The following is a 15,422-nucleotide window of genomic DNA, read 5'->3' as shown; positions in this document are numbered from 1 at the left end:
TCAAGCATCGTTGCGACTGGCCACTTCGGCCTGCTCGAGTATGCCGCGGATGCGCTCGTCATGTGTGATTAGGATCAGCACGTGTCGCGCGCGGCTGCACGCCACATACAGATCGGCGGGCGTAAAGCCGGGGCTCAGCGCGGCTAGGTCGTAGGCAATGACGACGTCAGCTTCAAGCCCTTTGAACGACCGCGCCGTTGAGCAAAGGATACCCTTGCCAGCGCGCCAATCGGCAGCAGAGGTAACGATGCGCGTCTCTGCGACTTCGGTCAGCCCTTTGAGGCTCCCACGGTCCTTGGAGGCTGGACCGATCAGCACGATCTGGCGTGGCGACAGTTTCTCCGTTTCGATCAGGCGGCGCAGTTCGTTCGACACAAGGCCTGCCTGTTGGCTTGGTGCTGCCGCCCGCAGCATGCGCACATCGACCCCGGTCGGCGCACCTGCCGGCGAGAGGGTCTCCAGTGCCACCAGATTGGCGCTCATCCGGGCAATGCGCTTGGTGTTGCGGCAATTGATGTTGAGCGAGAAGCGCGCCGGGAAGTCGAACGGCGGCGGGCTAGCCTGTTCGCGCAGGCTCTGCGCCAAGTCCATGAAAACAAAGATTAGGCCCTTGTCACCGTTCTGCACCAACGGAAACAGCGCGTACCACCAGAGTTCCGCGAAATCCTGCGCCTCATCGACAACGAGTGCGCCGTAGCGTGGCTCCTCCATCGCGAAAAGACTGGCGCTGGCGGTCTCGAGGATCGTTGCGGCTTCCTCGTCCCAAAATTGGCGCTGCTCGGCGGGGGCCGAGGGTATGTCGAACGGCAGACCGGCTTCACTCGCGAGTTCGGCAGCCAGAGCGTGGAAGTGGTAGACATCAACCAGCTTCGCCGCCTCGGCTCGGTCCAGATCAGCGGCGAGTTGTTCCCGAATCCACTGAGCCAGTTCCTTATTGTAGCACAAGAAAAGGCACCGGATTCCCTGACGGGCGAAGGCGAGCGCTCGTTCGACCGAGAGCAGGGTCTTACCCGAACCGGCGACCCCTTCGACCAGCAATTGCGGGTTGGCGAACAGGCCACGGAAGGCGAGCGCTTGGTTATCGGTTAGTTCGATCAGTTTCTCGCGCCCTGCCGCGATCTGCGGCGAGAGCGGCCGCATGATCTGGAACCGTGGAAGCAGCACATCGAGCATCTCGATGAACTCGTAGCGCTGAAGCTTGCCGACTTTGCGCGGGAAAGCTTTGAACGCTTTTTCAAGCATACGCTCCAACTCCGGCATGCGATCTACGTCGATCAGGATCTGGTCGGCGACATCTAGGGGGAGCCCGCCAACCGCACGGCCGTGTGGAAAAACGACCGCATAGCCGTAGACATATTTGTTCGATGTGAGCCGTCCGCCGGTGCGCTCCTCGACGGCTTCGGTCAGTGCATGCATGTTCCGTCGGGCCTGCTCAAACGGATTAGTGATCGGTTTGTCGCGTTTGGATAGCTTACGGAACCATTGGTGGCCCCGGGCGAACATTTCTTCGCCGCCCTTCACTTCCAGCACAAGTAGTCCGTAATCGGGGTGGAAGATAACAAAGTCCGCCTCTCCCTCGCGCAGTGGCGAGTCGGCATCATCACGGTTGGGGCGCAGCCACGGCAGCGAATGCACGACGCGGTAGGCGTCAGGCAATTGGTCACGCAGCGCGATGTAGACGTCGCGTTCAGATCCGTGAATGATCTGGTCGGGCGCGACGTCAGGGATCATGATAGCCATGGCTTAGGCTCCCAGCACTTTATGGAAGGTGCCGAGAAACTCGACCACATCGGTGTTGACCTGCTCGGCACGGGCGGTCGGGCGAAGAGAGGCGTAAACCACCCGGTAGCGCTCCACGCCAGTGTCCTTCATGCTCGCGCCAACCATCCCGAACGTGACCCCGCTTGAAGACGCCTGGAACGCCTTGTCGTCCGTCCGCCGTATAAGCGTCGGCAACTTGGACGGCGCGATCGTACGGGTGAAGAGATGCCATGTGCCGCGAGAGAATGGGCGAGCGTCGCCCAGCTTCGCATTCTCCATCGTCTCAACATCTAACCTGACGATGAAGCTGCCGTCTGGCGCGCCTTGGATGTCGGCAAACTCAGTGGTGTCTGGCAGGTCGGCACCAGAGCCGCCCAAGGCAGATAGCGAGCGGTAGGCCGGAACGCCGTGGTCGGCCCACTCAAATGGGGCCTCATCGTTGACCGAGCCCGACGACGCATCAAGCGCCTGAATGATAGCGGCAGGCAGTGCGCGGTCGACGAGCAACTGGTCCAGATAGCGATCGGATGCATGGCGCCCGAGACCGTGCGCCCGTTCGGAGCCGGGCTGTTCGCGGATCAGCGGATGGCTAATGACGAGGCTTCTGCCGCCGTAATTGGGAAGGCGTAGTTCACCGGCTTGCGGACGCTCCACCGTCTCGCCCTTGTCCTTGAGGTCGGTTGCGAGAAGGTCGAGCAGCCGGTCCTCCACCTTCTCCGGCACGAAAGGGCGCTCGCCAGAGAGGATGTGGCGAAGGAACGACGCACCGAGATGCCGGTCTAGATCGGCATGATCCCAGCGATTCTTGTGCGACCGGAGGCAGGCATAACAGGAGGAGGAGCATTTGCAGTCCTCCAGCAAATCGAGCGCAAGCTTGAGCAGCTTCTCAGGCTCGCGCGCAGCTGCGCGAACGAAGCCTGCGCCACCAGGCGCGGTGTCGTACAGGAACACCTCGACTTCGCTGCCCCGCGCGCCGCCCTCGTTCAGCGCCGCGCGGTGGCCACCACCAATGTCCGCTGCATCGACGTCGAGCAGCCCTGCGGCTGCAACACTTAACGCTTCAGCGATCGTCGTCAGGACGATGCGACCAGCGGTCGAACCGGCAGGGACGTGCAGTTCGGGCCCCAGTTTGAAAGAGAATAATGCGATGTCGGTGAGAAATTCGTGGCCGAGCACGATCGCTCGGCCACGCCCGTCGCATAATTCGGGCTGCTTGCCATGATCGGGATAAGGGCGAGGGTGGGGCTTGCTGCTGGCTAGCTTGCCTTCCGACCACCCGGTCGGCTCGGTGCGGCCGCATGCCGGGCAGTAAAGGAAGCCAGTCTCGGCGGTGCCGGCTTTACGTACGCCGAGGTTTGTCACCATCAACGTCTGTTTCGACGCCCAGGCAGCGAACCCGCTGCCATCGGCCCGGTTGAGCTGCCCGAGTTCGTGCTGCTGGTCGAACTGCGGTGCGCTCAGCTTCGCTCTGGTTGGCCGGGTCGGCAGCGGGTTCTCGTCACCGGCGAGTTCGAAGGCTTCATCTTGGGGATGCGCAAAGCCGACCGGCTTTATCCAGCGTTCAGCCGGGCCCATGCCGGCCTTCTTTTTACAGGCCGGACAATCTTCGGTGTCGCCGCGCCGGTGAGTCTCGTCAATGTCTTCGAGCTTGGCATACCCGCATCGCCCACACTCATAATAGAGGCGCTGTGCCCGGTAGGCGTTGATGCGGTCCTTCTGGAACCCTGAATAGATTGCCATCGAGCGGAACTTGCGGCCATCGACCCAGACCTCCCGGCCTGGAGCATATTGGCTGAGCGCCTGGGTCAGACTTGCTTGCGGCGAATAGGCGATTTCTGCGCGATAGGGCGTGCTCGATGGATCGAACACGGTGAACGACACGACATCGGTCGGAAAGGCGTAGCGCGGCAAGACGGCCTTGGTGAACAATCGGTCGAGCAGGTTCTGCGGCTTAAGCGGAGCCTCTGGATTGATCTCCCCCGTCTCGTGCGCTTCCTCCGCCGGTTTCTCGTCAGCCGGCGTATCGAACATGTCGGCGTCGCCACCGTAGTCGTCGATACCGAAATCGAACGCGGGACCTTCTTCGGCAGCGATGACCGGATCAGCGGGTGCCAGTTCGACGTCGCCGATGCCAGCGCCGACCTCCTCAAGCGCAGCGAGCAAGTTTTGAGGTATCGCGGCGAAGAAAGCCTCCGGATCGCCTTCAATGGCTGCATTCGGAATGACATCGCGCAGGGCGTCGTCGATTGGGCCGGCATTGGATTTGAGCCAGCCTTGAAGGCCCGCAAAGGTGAAGCCCTTGGGATTAGGATCGCGGAAATCGTTCAGCTTGCCGAGCGACTCAAAGATGTTCGACGCCTGCGCGTCGCCATCGGTAGGCGGTGTTTCGATCCGCTCTTGCTGAAAAAGCGAAAGAATTAGTGCGAAGGCATGCCGCTGGACGATCTCGCGATTGTCGAGGTTGAGCACCGGGTCGGGGACTGGTCCGCCAACCATCTCCTGCGGATTCGCGAAGAAGCGCTGATCATGACTGTCCGAGCCGGCGAAGGTCAGCACGGTCGAAAGCGACGAGCCGCGCCGACCAGCGCGACCGGCGCGCTGCTGATAATTGGCGCGGCCGGGCGGCACATTCCTGAGCGCGACAGCGGTCAGGCTGCCGATATCGATGCCGACTTCCATCGTGGTCGTACAACTGAGCACATCGACCGCTCCGGCACGCTCGCCGCGCGGTCCCGGCACATCGAGATCTTGGAAGCGCAGCTCGTACCATTCAGCGCGTGAGAAGGCCTGGTCCTGTCCGGCATCATTGAGCTGAGCAGTGTGCTCTTCGGCCACGAAGGGATAGGGCACATAGCCTTGGTCGCCTTCGGCCTCGAGCCGCTCGACCAACTTTCGGTAAAGATATTTCCGAGTCCGGAAGACCGTGTCTTGCCGCGGATCTAGCGGATCGGTGTCCTTGCCGCATTTGATGCATGTTACGCCCATAATGGAGTTCCACGGCTGCGCGAGGGTACAGTGACCACACCGACGCCATTCGACCTCAATTTCCGGCTTCAGACGTACCTTGGCTGCGCTGACGAAGAAGCCCTGCGCATTGTGATTCTGAGCGAAGGTCGTGGCGAGGAAGTCGATCCAGCTCGCATCGGGCTTCGCGTTCGCCCCGAACTGGGCGCGGTGCCATCTTCCGGTCAGCAATTTTTCTAACACCGTCGTATACCGACCGCTGCTGCGCTTAAGCGCCGGGCCATCCTTGGAATCGATCCATTCACTGGGCGTGCCCTCGACAAGGACGGAGCCGGCTGAAAGCGAAAGGTTCAGCCACAGATCCAGCAGGGCGCGGCGCTTCTCGTCATCGGTGCCCGTCCCTGCCGGCGGCACGGGCAGTGCGGCCAACCGCTTGCGCTGATTTTCTGTCAGCACGGCCTCTGGTGCGGCGAGCGCTAAGGGAAGCAGACCAGTATGGCGATTGGCCAGAACGCGAGCTAGCGGCGCTCGAACCGACTTCACATGCGTCTTGTTCAGCGTCGCTGCGAGATCGCGAAACTCGGTGTAATCGCCCTCGTCGCGAATGAAGCCGTAGAGCTTACGCAGGTCGCGTGCGAACTCCTCATGCTCGGCCCCAGGCAGGCGGAAGTTCACATCGAACTTGGCGCAGGCATACAGGATCGCGGGATAGGCGTAGCCCAGCGGCACCCGCTCTCCAAACCGCTCTTCCAGCATGCGCAGGCCCGCCAGAAGCAGAGGGCGAATGCTGTCCTGCAGCGAGAAATTCTTGAGCTTACCGGACAACCGCGAGGCGGCCTGTCGGCCGTCGGAAAAGATCAACGACTTACGGCCCTTGAGCGGCGATGTTGCTTCGACGCGAGCCGGTTGATCGAGTAGTTGGACGCTGATGAGTTCCTGAAACGGCTCATCGCCCTTGGTCTGGTGATCCATGATCTGCGAGCCATTGGTCTCGCAGTGCGGACACTTCTCGAAATGCCCCGGCTCAACATCCTTGGCCGGCCGCGGCAGCCAGATTTCGCGCGCATCCCGCGATTTGGATCCGACACGGCCGGTAAGCGGATCGAGATAGCCGCTCGTGCAATATTTGTCGGCGTCGAACCCAGGGTCTTGTAGCAGTATCTGCACCGGACGGACCACACCGTCCACGTCGTCGATGTCGCCGATGTCTTCGGCCCAGAGGAACTCAGGTTGGCTGGGGTTAAGCGCGAAGGCGTTGAAGTAAGCAACGCCGCAGTCGCGGCAGGTGTGAACCTCGAAGACGCGCGCGCGGCACGCGCATTCGCGGGTAGATTGGGAATAGAGCATCCCTGTCGGACCAGAGTCGGTGCCCTCCGGGATATGAGAGCAGGTTTCGTCGGCGCAGCCCCACAGACCGGGAAGACCACGAAACAGGGCATGGACCCGCGCCGCTAGCAAAGGCTGACCATCAGGTTCGGCCTTTGCGTACGAAGCGAGTTCCAGCAGCGCATCGGTCGCCTTTACGCGCACTGCAGGTGGCATTTCGCCATCGAACAGCAAGTCACCCATCGCCGCCAGCGCGATAGGTGCCTTCGGCTCCTTGGTGACAGAGTCGCTGTCAGTTGTCGCGCCGCCCGTCAGGTTGACGAGCCGTCCGATCACTGGAAGGCCCTGCAGCGCGGCATAGACCGCGCGCTGCAATCCGTCGCGAACAACAAGTACCTGACCCTCGGCGATGGTGATGTCGGGCCGGTCAGATGACCGGCCGACGTGGATTCCATTCGCGCCCGCAACTTCCGTCAACGCGAGATAGGCGTGACTTGTTTCGGCCAACCCATGGGCTTTGACCGACAGTGTTTCGCTGATTGGGTTGAGGGTGGCGTCCACGCCGGTCACGGTTACTTCGACCACCTTTGACGTCGACGACGCGACGACCATGCGCTGCGCCGTCAGCGTGTCGCGCCGGAAAGACAACAACGATGCCAACGCGTCGATGCGCTGGCCAGGATCGACATCCTTCAACTGTTCCGTGCGGCAGCCGGCCAATGCCGTGGCAAGTGTCTGGTCACCGGCAGCCGACGGAAGGCGAGCATGCTTTTTGCCGCGCAGCACTTCGATCATATCGACATCGCGTCCCACGAGCCCACCAATAAAACGCTGGGCCGCCTCGCCGTCCGAGAACGAGGCACTAGTCGCGATGACCTGCATCCGGTCAGGTGTAAGGCCGAGCCGATTGCGCAATCGACGGATGAGCAGCGCGACCTCGGTACCGCTAGCGCCGCGATAGAGATGGGCTTCGTCGAGCACAAACAAAAGGCGCTCTTGCGGATTGGCCTCGAAATAGGCCCGCGTCCGCTCGAAGATCGAGCGTTCGATCGGCCGCAGAAGCATATATTCCAGCATCGAGTAATTTGTGATGAGCAGGTCAGGTGGCTGATCCTGCACCTCGTGGCGCAGCAGCAGTTCGGGATCTTGGACCCGCTCGATCGCCCGCTGAAACTTCTGATCCGGCCCAAGCCAGCGTTTGCCGCTGCCGAGCCACTTGGTCATCCCGTTCTCGCCGTCGGCATCGGCTGGCTTGGCTGGCCATCGACCGAGCGAGCGCAACTGATCGATCTGGGCGGCGGCACCTTCGTCGATCTGCGCGTCTCGCTCGAGGTCCCGGTAGAAGTTGAGGCTTTTGAGGCGCCGCTTGTTACGGTCCTCGGTACGCTGTCCGGGATAAAGCGACCGCCCCGTATAGCGTGCGAACTTTGCTGGCCGCCCCGCATGCTCGGTAAACCAGTCTCGCACCGGTGCCGCGCCGAGCAGTCGACGAAGGCGACCGAGTTGATCGTTCACAAGAGCGTTCATCGGGTAGAGAATAATTGAACGAACGGCGCGCTGGGAAAATTGCTCGGGCTTGTTAGCCGCTTCGTCGGCGAGCTTCATCAGGATCGGAAGGAGGAAGGTCTCCGTCTTGCCCGAACCCGTGCCGGTCGTGGCTAGCAAGCAACGGCCGACCGGATCAGCGATAATTTCGAGTGCCTCGGCTTGATGAGGATATGGCGGATCAAACACCAATCGGCCACCGGCTTTCGTGCCAAGGTGTGTCAGAAAGTTGCGCGCGTCGTCGGGGATGGCGAGGTCAGCGAACTTCTTATCGCCTTGGTAGATCGGTGTGCTCTCAATATACGCCCGCTGTGAAATCGTGCCCTGCTGATCGAGGATTAAGCGTCGCAGGTCGACGAGGCTCGGATTGGAAATATGATATGTTGCCTCGATATAGGCGCTTAAAGCTCGATGAAGGTTACTAAGTTCGCTAAACATCCAGCCCCCAACTCAGGCATTTAGCTGCCTGTCCGTGGCTAAGGCCATAGGGCCGCTCGCGATGCAACTACCAGTGACCCATAGCGCGCCGAAACTAGCGCCGTCCGCAGATGAGGTGACCCCTTGATGACCTGACAGCGTCTCGCTTTTTGGTAAGAGTGACGCATATGACCGACGGTCCGACCAGGCGTTTCAACGATGGCGAGGAGGTGGTGCCAGCGTTCGAGTACCGGGCGTTGTAAGCGCAGTTTCGCGAACTGCAGCGGCTGCTGGGCAAGAAGGCCATGGAGAACGATCTGCTGCGCGAGGCCCTGTCCCGGGCTGCAAGTCCAAAAGAATACTTCCGTGCGCTCGACCTCGTTGCCGGGGGACGGTTTGTGAGAGCGGTCGCCGACGCGCTCGACATTGTCCCGCGATCCGACTTGCGTAGACGGCCGGCTGCCGGTCTACGTATGGAGCAAAGGGGGAGATGAGGATGAAGGGCGCGGACTTTATTAACAACATTCGCAAGCGAATGGAGAGTGAGCTCGGGAAAGCTCCAACAGACAGAGCTGTCGCCGCCCGGCTCGGAATGACCGTCCAAAGCCTTTCCAATTGGCAAGCTCGCGACGACGTTAGCGCGGATCAGTTGGCTGGTATGCTCTTCAAGGTGGAAGCGGCGGCGGCCGAACGGATGCAATCCAGCGCGCTCCGCCCAATCGTGGAGTTCTTCGAGCTTTCGCCCGCACAAGTGGGCTCGGGACAGAACTTCTGCATCTTCCAAGCTAAGATGGACGGTGTCGAGCACCCCTACCTGTCCGGCTTAAAAGCTGAGTTGGAGGCGCGGCACGGCATATACATCTTTCACGATAGCCGCGGGCGGGCGCTCTACGCGGGCAAGGCCCGCAGCCAGTCGCTTTGGAAAGAGATTAACCTAGTCTTCAACCGAGACCGGCAACTTCAGAATATCCGCCGGGTAAACCATCCGGAGCGCCGACAGGACTTTCGCACCTCTGACGAGTTGCGGCGGCAGATTCGGACCGTTACCGTCCGGCTACATGAACTTGCTGCATACGTCAGCGCTTACGAGGTGGCGGACGGCATGATTGGCGATTTGGAGTCCCTCCTCATCCGAGCCTTCGCCAACGACCTTCTTAATAAGCGGATGGAAAACTTCACTTGATGGCACTGGGATGAGCGACCAATCCAAGATCTCGAATAATCAACCCCTGTCAGAGGTAGACAAGCGCCTTGCCGCGTGGCGGAAGGAGCATTCGCAGGTCATGACGATAATGCGCAGACTGTCGTGGCTAGTCCTGACAGTGGTGTCGCCCACCTTCCGGATTGCCTCGTGCCTGAAGCCAGTTGACGAGGGCAGGCGATCTATCTGGATCGTCACGCTCAACGTCCTTTATCTGGCGACGGCACTACTCACGGTTGCCGGCTTGACCTTCGTCTTGGCGGATAACGCGGCGGTCCTGCGCACGCACGACTTTCCGCTCTGGTGGTTATGGGCCTGGTTCCTCTGGTCGCGATGCGCCGAGGTTTTAATCGCGTTTTATCGCGACGCGATAGAGCAGTTGATCTCGAAGACTGCCAGCAGCGACCTGACTGCGGCCTGGAGGGTCAAACTGGCGCTGAACAGCTACGTCGAACTCATCGTAAACTACGCGTTGATTTACACCCTTCTGCCAGAGAAAATGTGGTGCTCGGCCCCTGCGCGGATCAGCGAGTCCCTGTGGATTAGCGCTTCGACCATAACCACGAGCGGCAACGCTGGCTTCGCTCCGGCGTCTCCGCTGCTGCAGTTCCTAATGACGTGCGAGATTGTGGGGGGCGTCATTCTGCTCGTCGTTTGCTTCGCCCTCTATGCAGGCGGGAAGGCGGATGAACGGAGGCCTGGGGCAAGGTGACGCGACGCCTCAGGCAATTGGGGTTGACCGTGCAGTCCCTCTTCTTCCTCCTGCAGAGGAATGTTAGGGTCGAGGGTGAAGTGAAACAGCGCTTAATGGCTAAATCTGGGTCGGCCGCACAAGCATTCCTATAAGCAGTACGAGGTGATAGGCCTTGATCAATGGCCGGCAAACTTACCTTCGTCCACGCGGCGGACATACACCTAGACAGCCCGCTGCACGGCCTGTCGCGCAGCGATGAGGCATTCTCGCGCCTAGTGCGCGGGGCAACTCGAAAGGCGTTTTCCAACGTCGTGGATCTCGCAATTGAGGAAGGCGCGGCTTTTGTCGTTATAGCGGGCGATCTCTACGACGGGGCCTGGAAGGACCAATCGACCGGCCAGTTCGCGGTCGCGCAGTTGGCGCGCCTCACGCGAGCCGGCATCCGCTCAGTAATAGTCTTCGGCAATCATGACGCCGAGAGCCGGGTCACTCGGCACCTGACGGCGCCCGAAGGGGTCTACAAGCTTAAGAGTGCAAAGTGCGAGAGCGTGCGGTTCGATGACCTTGGCGTCGTTGTTCACGGCCGCAGTTACAAGGAAGCGGCCACGACCGAGAACATCGCGTCGACCTACTGCCCGCCGGTGCCGGGCATGCTCAACGTCGCGCTGCTCCATACCGCGCTCGATGGCCATGAGGGGCATGCGAACTACGCACCGTGCAGTCTCGGCGAACTACAGGCTGCTGGCCACGACTACTGGGCGCTGGGCCATGTCCACGATCATGCCATTCGATCCGATCACCCCCATGTCGTCTTCGCCGGCAATACCCAGGGGCGACACATTCGAGAGACTGGCGCCAAGGGCGCTGTCCTGGTCCGTGTCGAAGAAGGCGCCATCGTCCATGTCGAACACCGCGCGACGGATGAGGTCCGCTGGGCGCATGCCCGGGTAGATGCGATCGGCGCCGCGGACCCGATGGAGGCCCTCGCCGCGATCCAGGCGCAACTGCGTCCTGCCGTCCTGGGTGCCGATGGTCGCCCTTTGGCTGCGCGGGTTTCGATAACGGTCGATGGTCCGCTCGCGCAGCGTTTGCGCGCCGATCCCGCCTGGTTCGAGGCAGAGGTCCGCGGGCATGCCGCGGGTGTCGCCGACGCGCTCTGGATAGAGCGGGTGAAGATCATCGCCAAGGACGGAGCACTGCCTACCGGACTGCCGCCCGAGTTGCTGGAGATGCTGACCCAGGCACTGGACGATCCGGACTGCCTCCGAGCGATCGAGAACGCCATCGCGCCGCTGACGGCCAAACTGCCGGCCGACATTGGCGATCCGGATACGGCGCCGCTGCTTGCGTCCGCACGGGGCCGGGACGGTGCAGCACTAGTCCGCGCAGCTAAAGCGCTTGTCGAGGCTCGGCTCGGCGAAGGCGCTCACTGATGCGGTTTCGACGGCTAGAGTTGGTCCGCTACGGTGGCTTCGCAGATCGCGTATTCGACTTTGGCCGTGACGGCCCTGACCTGCACCTAGTCATCGGCCCGAACGAAGCGGGCAAGTCGACCGCTCTACAGGCGATCGGTGACTTCCTGTTCGGCATCCCTGCGCAGAGTCGACAAAACTGGCGCTACGAATATGGGCAACTTCGCCTGCGCGCATTGATCAAACACGAGGGTGACGTGCTCGACATCACCCGGCGCAAAGGCAATCGCGACACCCTGCTCGCCGCGGACGGCACGCCCTTCAAGACCGATCCGTTGGCACCGCTGCTTGGCGGCATCGATCGTGCCGGGTTCGAGCGCATGTTTGGACTGGATCATACCAAGCTGCGCGAGGGCGGGGCAAGCATCATCGGAGGTCGTGACGATGCGGCACGGATCACGCTCGAGGCGGGAACGGGCGTCTCGCATATCGGCAACGAGCTTGCCCGGCTGACCGAGGCAGCCTCAGCGTTATTCAAACCGGGTGGGCAGAACCCGCCGGTGAACCGATTGATGCGTGAGCGGTCCGAGGCGCTGGCGCAGGTGCGACAGACGTCGATCAGCGATGCCGACTGGACACAGGCCCGGCAGCGCCGTGCCGATGCCGAGGCGCGCCGCACCGCGCTGATCGACGAGGCAGACGCACTCGACCGTGAGCAGGCCCGCCTGGACCGGGTGGGGAGAGCGCGGGTGCCCTTCGCCCGTCTGAGCGCCGCGCGGACCGAACTGGCTGGTCTCGAGGAACTACCTACGCTGGCGTCAGATGCGGCGACACAGCTGGCTACTCTTCGCGCCGATCGCGTTACGGCCACCGAACTTGCGGCTCAGGCGAAGGGGGAACTCGCGCGCGTCGAAGAGGCGATCGCCGGTATCGAGCAGCCCGGCATCATCGTGTCCGAACAGGATCGGATCGAGGCACTGGAAGAGCAACGACCGGTTATCGCCAAGGCGACTGGCGACTTGAACCGACGTCGCACAGAGCTGGACCGGATCGATACCAAGCTGGCCGCTGCGCTGGCGGAAGCACGGATCACTCCGGGACAACCAATCCCCTCTGCCGGGTGGCGCAAGCGTGCAGCCGCGCATCTCGATGCCGTTCGGGAGTTGAAGACGCGCGAGATCGTAGTTGAGAAGCAGCAGGTCAAACTCGCCAGCGACCGCGCTGCGGTTGAGCATGACCTCGGGGCGGTCAGCGACGCGATCGACCCGGCCGACCTGATCGCGACGCTTCAGCTCTTGCCTGCCGATGCGGAAACGCGGTTGGCGGACGCTACCCTGGAGGCCGAGCGGAAGCGGACACTTGCAGCGGAACGGCTATCCGATCTTACCCCGTGGCAGGGATCGATCGCGAGTCTGCGCACGCTTGGCGTACCCACCGAGGCGGAAGCAGCCGCGGTCCGAAGTGCTGGCGAGACGGCCAGGAATGACGCAGTTGGTGCGTGCAAGGAAGGCGAGACCGCGCAAACCAGCGCTATCCGGGCAGATGCGAGGCTGAAGGGTTTGATCGCCGGTGGGGCGCTTCCGACACCTGACGTAATTGCAACTGCCCGACAGCAGCGCGATGCTCTCGTTAACGACGTCCGCGAGCGGCTGGCAGCGCCATATCCCGGAGACCACGATCGGATTGGCGACGCACTTGGCCATTCGATCACAGAGGCCGATCAATTGGCTGACCGACGCGATGCTGAAGCAGCTCGCGTCGCCGAATATGTCCTCACGACCGTCGCCTTCGATGAAGCGAATGCACTGGTGGCCGCGGCGCATCTGCGAGAGGCCCGATATCAAGCGGCGTTGGATCTGGTTGAACAAGGCTGGGCCGAACGATTGCAGACGCTGGGCTTCGAGCGGGTCATCGCACCTGCAGACCTCTCCGGATGGCTAACAAAGCGCTCGGCAGCGCTGGAAGCTGATCGGGACGCGGCGTCCGCGGAACTTGCGCTTAAAGCCCTGACTACCCGGTTCGGGGAGGCACGCAACGCGATCGTAACCGCTCTTTCGGCAGTGAAGGGACAGGTTGCAGCAGCCGACGATCTGAAATTAGTGCCGCTGGCTCGCGGTCATGCTGCTGCGCTGACGACCGCCGCAGCCGATCGCGATCGGCTGCTGGCTGCCCTAGCCACGATCGAGCGTGCATCGGGTGAGCTTGCAGTCGAGGTTGCCGAGCTGGCGCGCGCGCGCGCGTCCCTCCATAACGAACGGGCAGTGCTGGCAGGCGAGGCGGCGCTTCCCGCCGATGCGAGCGAGACCGTCCTTGCCGACGCTCTCGTAGCTATCGCCCAGGTCACTGAGGAAACCGGGGTACGGGATTCGATCACGCGGCAGATCGAAGGCATCGATCGGGACCGATCGGCGTTCAACGCCGAACTGGCAGCCGTGCTTGCTGTGCTCCAAGTTACCGGCTCTGCCGACACGGTCGAGCACGTGCGGCGACTGGCGACTTCGTTGCGCGCAGCAATCCGCGCACGTGATACGTTAGCGAGCCTAGAAAAGGATCGCGCCCGCATCACCAGCGAGCTCTACCAGGCGGAGCGTCGGCTTGCCGGCATTGCCGTCGCGATCGATACCCTGATGCAGGCGGCCGGCACGACGGATGAAGCCAGCTTGGACGGCATCATCGCAAGCGTGGCCCGACGAGACGTTCTTCGATCGGCGGAACGCGAAGCGCTCGACGAGCTTGCAGGTACTGACAACGGCGCCGGGCTTGATACGCTGGCCGATGAAATTGCCGGTTTGTCGGTCGAAGACGCCTCGAGCGCACGCGCTCGAATCGACGACCGCCGGCGCGAAGTGGCGGCTGAGCGAGAAATCGTCGGACGAACGCTGAACGCGGCGGACGAAGTGGCCGGCCGAGCGGCAAGCGAAAGCGCTGCTGCTGACGCACAACAGACGGCTTCCGAGACGACTGCGGCACTGGCGCAGGCGGCGGAGGAACACATCCAAGCTGCGAGCGCGGCCGCGCTGCTTCGTTGGATGCTCGACCGGCATCGCACAACCAATCAGGCACCGCTGATTGCGCGGGCCGGCGTGCTGTTCGCAGAGGTGACGGGCGGTGCCTTTACGGGCCTGACCGTCGGCTATGGTGATAACGACAGTCCGATCATCCTCGCGCAGCGCTCGGACGGTGGTGAGGTCCGCGTCGAGGCACTCAGCGAGGGAACGCGCGATCAGCTATACCTCGCGCTCCGGCTAGGCTCGATCGAAGGACGCGCCAGCGCGGGGTCCTTGCCGATCGTCTGCGACGATCTGCTGATCACCGCAGATGATGATCGGGCAGCGGCACTCCTCCGGGTGCTCGCCGCAGCGGCAGCACATAGCCAGGTGATCGTCTTCAGCCATCACGCACATCTCATCGACGTCGCGCGCAACGCGGTGGGATCGGATGGCTTCCGCCTTCATACGATCGAACCGATCGGCGCGATCGCGGCGTAGCGAAGTGCGTCGGAAAGGCATGATTTCCACGGCAAGCGGATGTCGCAGCACGCTGTCATCCGCCACTACGAGGCTTTCCTGCCCAAAAGCACGAATGCCATGCCTTTAACGCTTTCGCCCACCGCCGATCACTCTACCCGCATCAACTGCGAAGGGTAGGGGGACACCGTCTCCTTCACCTCGTCCCAAGATGCGGTGAGCCAACGTTCGTAGTCATCGTCATGCAGGATGACGGGCATGGCTTTGGGGTGGATAGGAGCAACGATTGCGTTGGGCTCAGTGGTTAAGAAGCCATAGGCGTTGCCGCGTTCGGTTGGTCGCCAGATGCCTGCAAACGCAAAGATTGGACGGCTTGGCACGTCAAACCAGTGAAGGGGCTTCTTGCCGTCTTCGCCGGGTGCCAACCCGTATTCGGAAAAAGCGGTCACCGGGACAAGGCAGCGTCGTGCTGGGGTAGTCAACATCGAGCGCCAGAAGCTTGAGTTCAGGTTGCGCACGTGACGTGACCCCCGCCTTTCATCCAGCGGCAACCAGAGACCGACCGTTGTTGTCGCGCAGGAGCGCGGGTGAAGCAACGGTGGGGTTTAAACCCCACCGTTGCTTTTCGAGTTCGG

General features: G+C 62.2%; 7 protein-coding genes and 1 pseudogene. 5 read left to right on the top strand and 3 right to left on the bottom strand.

Annotated features, from left to right (window positions below; all coding sequences use genetic code 11):
- Both U1763_RS20375 and U1763_RS20370 read right to left on the bottom strand, forming a co-directional pair.
- The gene (locus tag U1763_RS20375) at positions 1-1,740 is read right to left on the bottom strand and encodes a nuclease-related domain-containing DEAD/DEAH box helicase (RefSeq protein ID WP_332756755.1); all 1,740 of its coding nucleotides are present in this window, start codon (positions 1,738-1,740) and stop codon (positions 1-3) included.
- Positions 1,741-1,743: 3 nt separating this feature from the next.
- The gene (locus U1763_RS20370; RefSeq protein WP_332756754.1) at positions 1,744-8,034 is read right to left on the bottom strand and encodes a DEAD/DEAH box helicase family protein; all 6,291 of its coding nucleotides are present in this window, start codon (positions 8,032-8,034) and stop codon (positions 1,744-1,746) included.
- A 251-nt stretch (positions 8,035-8,285) separates the two neighbouring features.
- Between U1763_RS20370 and U1763_RS21170 the strand changes: the two are divergent.
- The 5 genes and pseudogenes from U1763_RS21170 to U1763_RS20350 form a co-directional block, all read left to right on the top strand.
- Positions 8,286-8,468, top strand: a pseudogene (locus tag U1763_RS21170) (IS3-like element IS426 family transposase); the annotation flags it as partial.
- Between the two features lie 41 nt (positions 8,469-8,509).
- Entirely contained in the window at positions 8,510-9,196 is a 687-nt protein-coding gene (locus U1763_RS20365; RefSeq protein WP_332756753.1) for a hypothetical protein, read from the top strand.
- Between the two features lie 10 nt (positions 9,197-9,206).
- Positions 9,207-9,926: a hypothetical protein gene (locus U1763_RS20360; RefSeq protein ID WP_332756752.1), complete on the top strand. Its 720-nt coding sequence runs from the start codon at positions 9,207-9,209 to the stop codon at positions 9,924-9,926.
- Positions 9,927-10,087: 161 nt separating this feature from the next.
- Positions 10,088-11,341 (top strand): metallophosphoesterase family protein, encoded by a 1,254-nt coding sequence (locus tag U1763_RS20355; protein ID WP_332756751.1) that lies wholly within the window; start codon positions 10,088-10,090, stop codon positions 11,339-11,341.
- Positions 11,341-14,808, top strand: a complete 3,468-nt coding sequence (locus U1763_RS20350; RefSeq protein ID WP_332756750.1) for an AAA family ATPase — start codon at positions 11,341-11,343, stop codon at positions 14,806-14,808. Before U1763_RS20355 ends, U1763_RS20350 begins: the two co-directional genes overlap by 1 nt.
- Before the next feature lie 128 nt (positions 14,809-14,936).
- Here the strand turns inward: U1763_RS20350 and U1763_RS20345 are convergent, their stop codons facing one another.
- Positions 14,937-15,305, bottom strand: a complete 369-nt coding sequence (locus tag U1763_RS20345; RefSeq protein WP_332756749.1) for an SOS response-associated peptidase family protein — start codon at positions 15,303-15,305, stop codon at positions 14,937-14,939.
- Positions 15,306-15,422 lie beyond the last annotated feature (117 nt).

Source organism: Sphingomonas sorbitolis, from assembly GCF_036663875.1.
GTDB lineage: Bacteria > Pseudomonadota > Alphaproteobacteria > Sphingomonadales > Sphingomonadaceae > Sphingomonas.
The sequence above is the reverse complement of the archived record's forward strand: the minus strand, read 5'-3'. Positions and strand labels throughout refer to the sequence as shown.

Coding starts and splice junctions, on each gene's coding strand:
- U1763_RS20355 (WP_332756751.1), top strand. CDS start 10,088: ATGGCCGGCAAACTTACCTTCGTCCACGCGGCGGACATACACCTAGAC.
- U1763_RS20360 (WP_332756752.1), top strand. CDS start 9,207: ATGAGCGACCAATCCAAGATCTCGAATAATCAACCCCTGTCAGAGGTA.
- U1763_RS20350 (WP_332756750.1), top strand. CDS start 11,341: ATGCGGTTTCGACGGCTAGAGTTGGTCCGCTACGGTGGCTTCGCAGAT.
- U1763_RS20365 (WP_332756753.1), top strand. CDS start 8,510: ATGAAGGGCGCGGACTTTATTAACAACATTCGCAAGCGAATGGAGAGT.
- U1763_RS20370 (WP_332756754.1), bottom strand. CDS start 8,034: ATGTTTAGCGAACTTAGTAACCTTCATCGAGCTTTAAGCGCCTATATC.
- U1763_RS20375 (WP_332756755.1), bottom strand. CDS start 1,740: ATGGCTATCATGATCCCTGACGTCGCGCCCGACCAGATCATTCACGGA.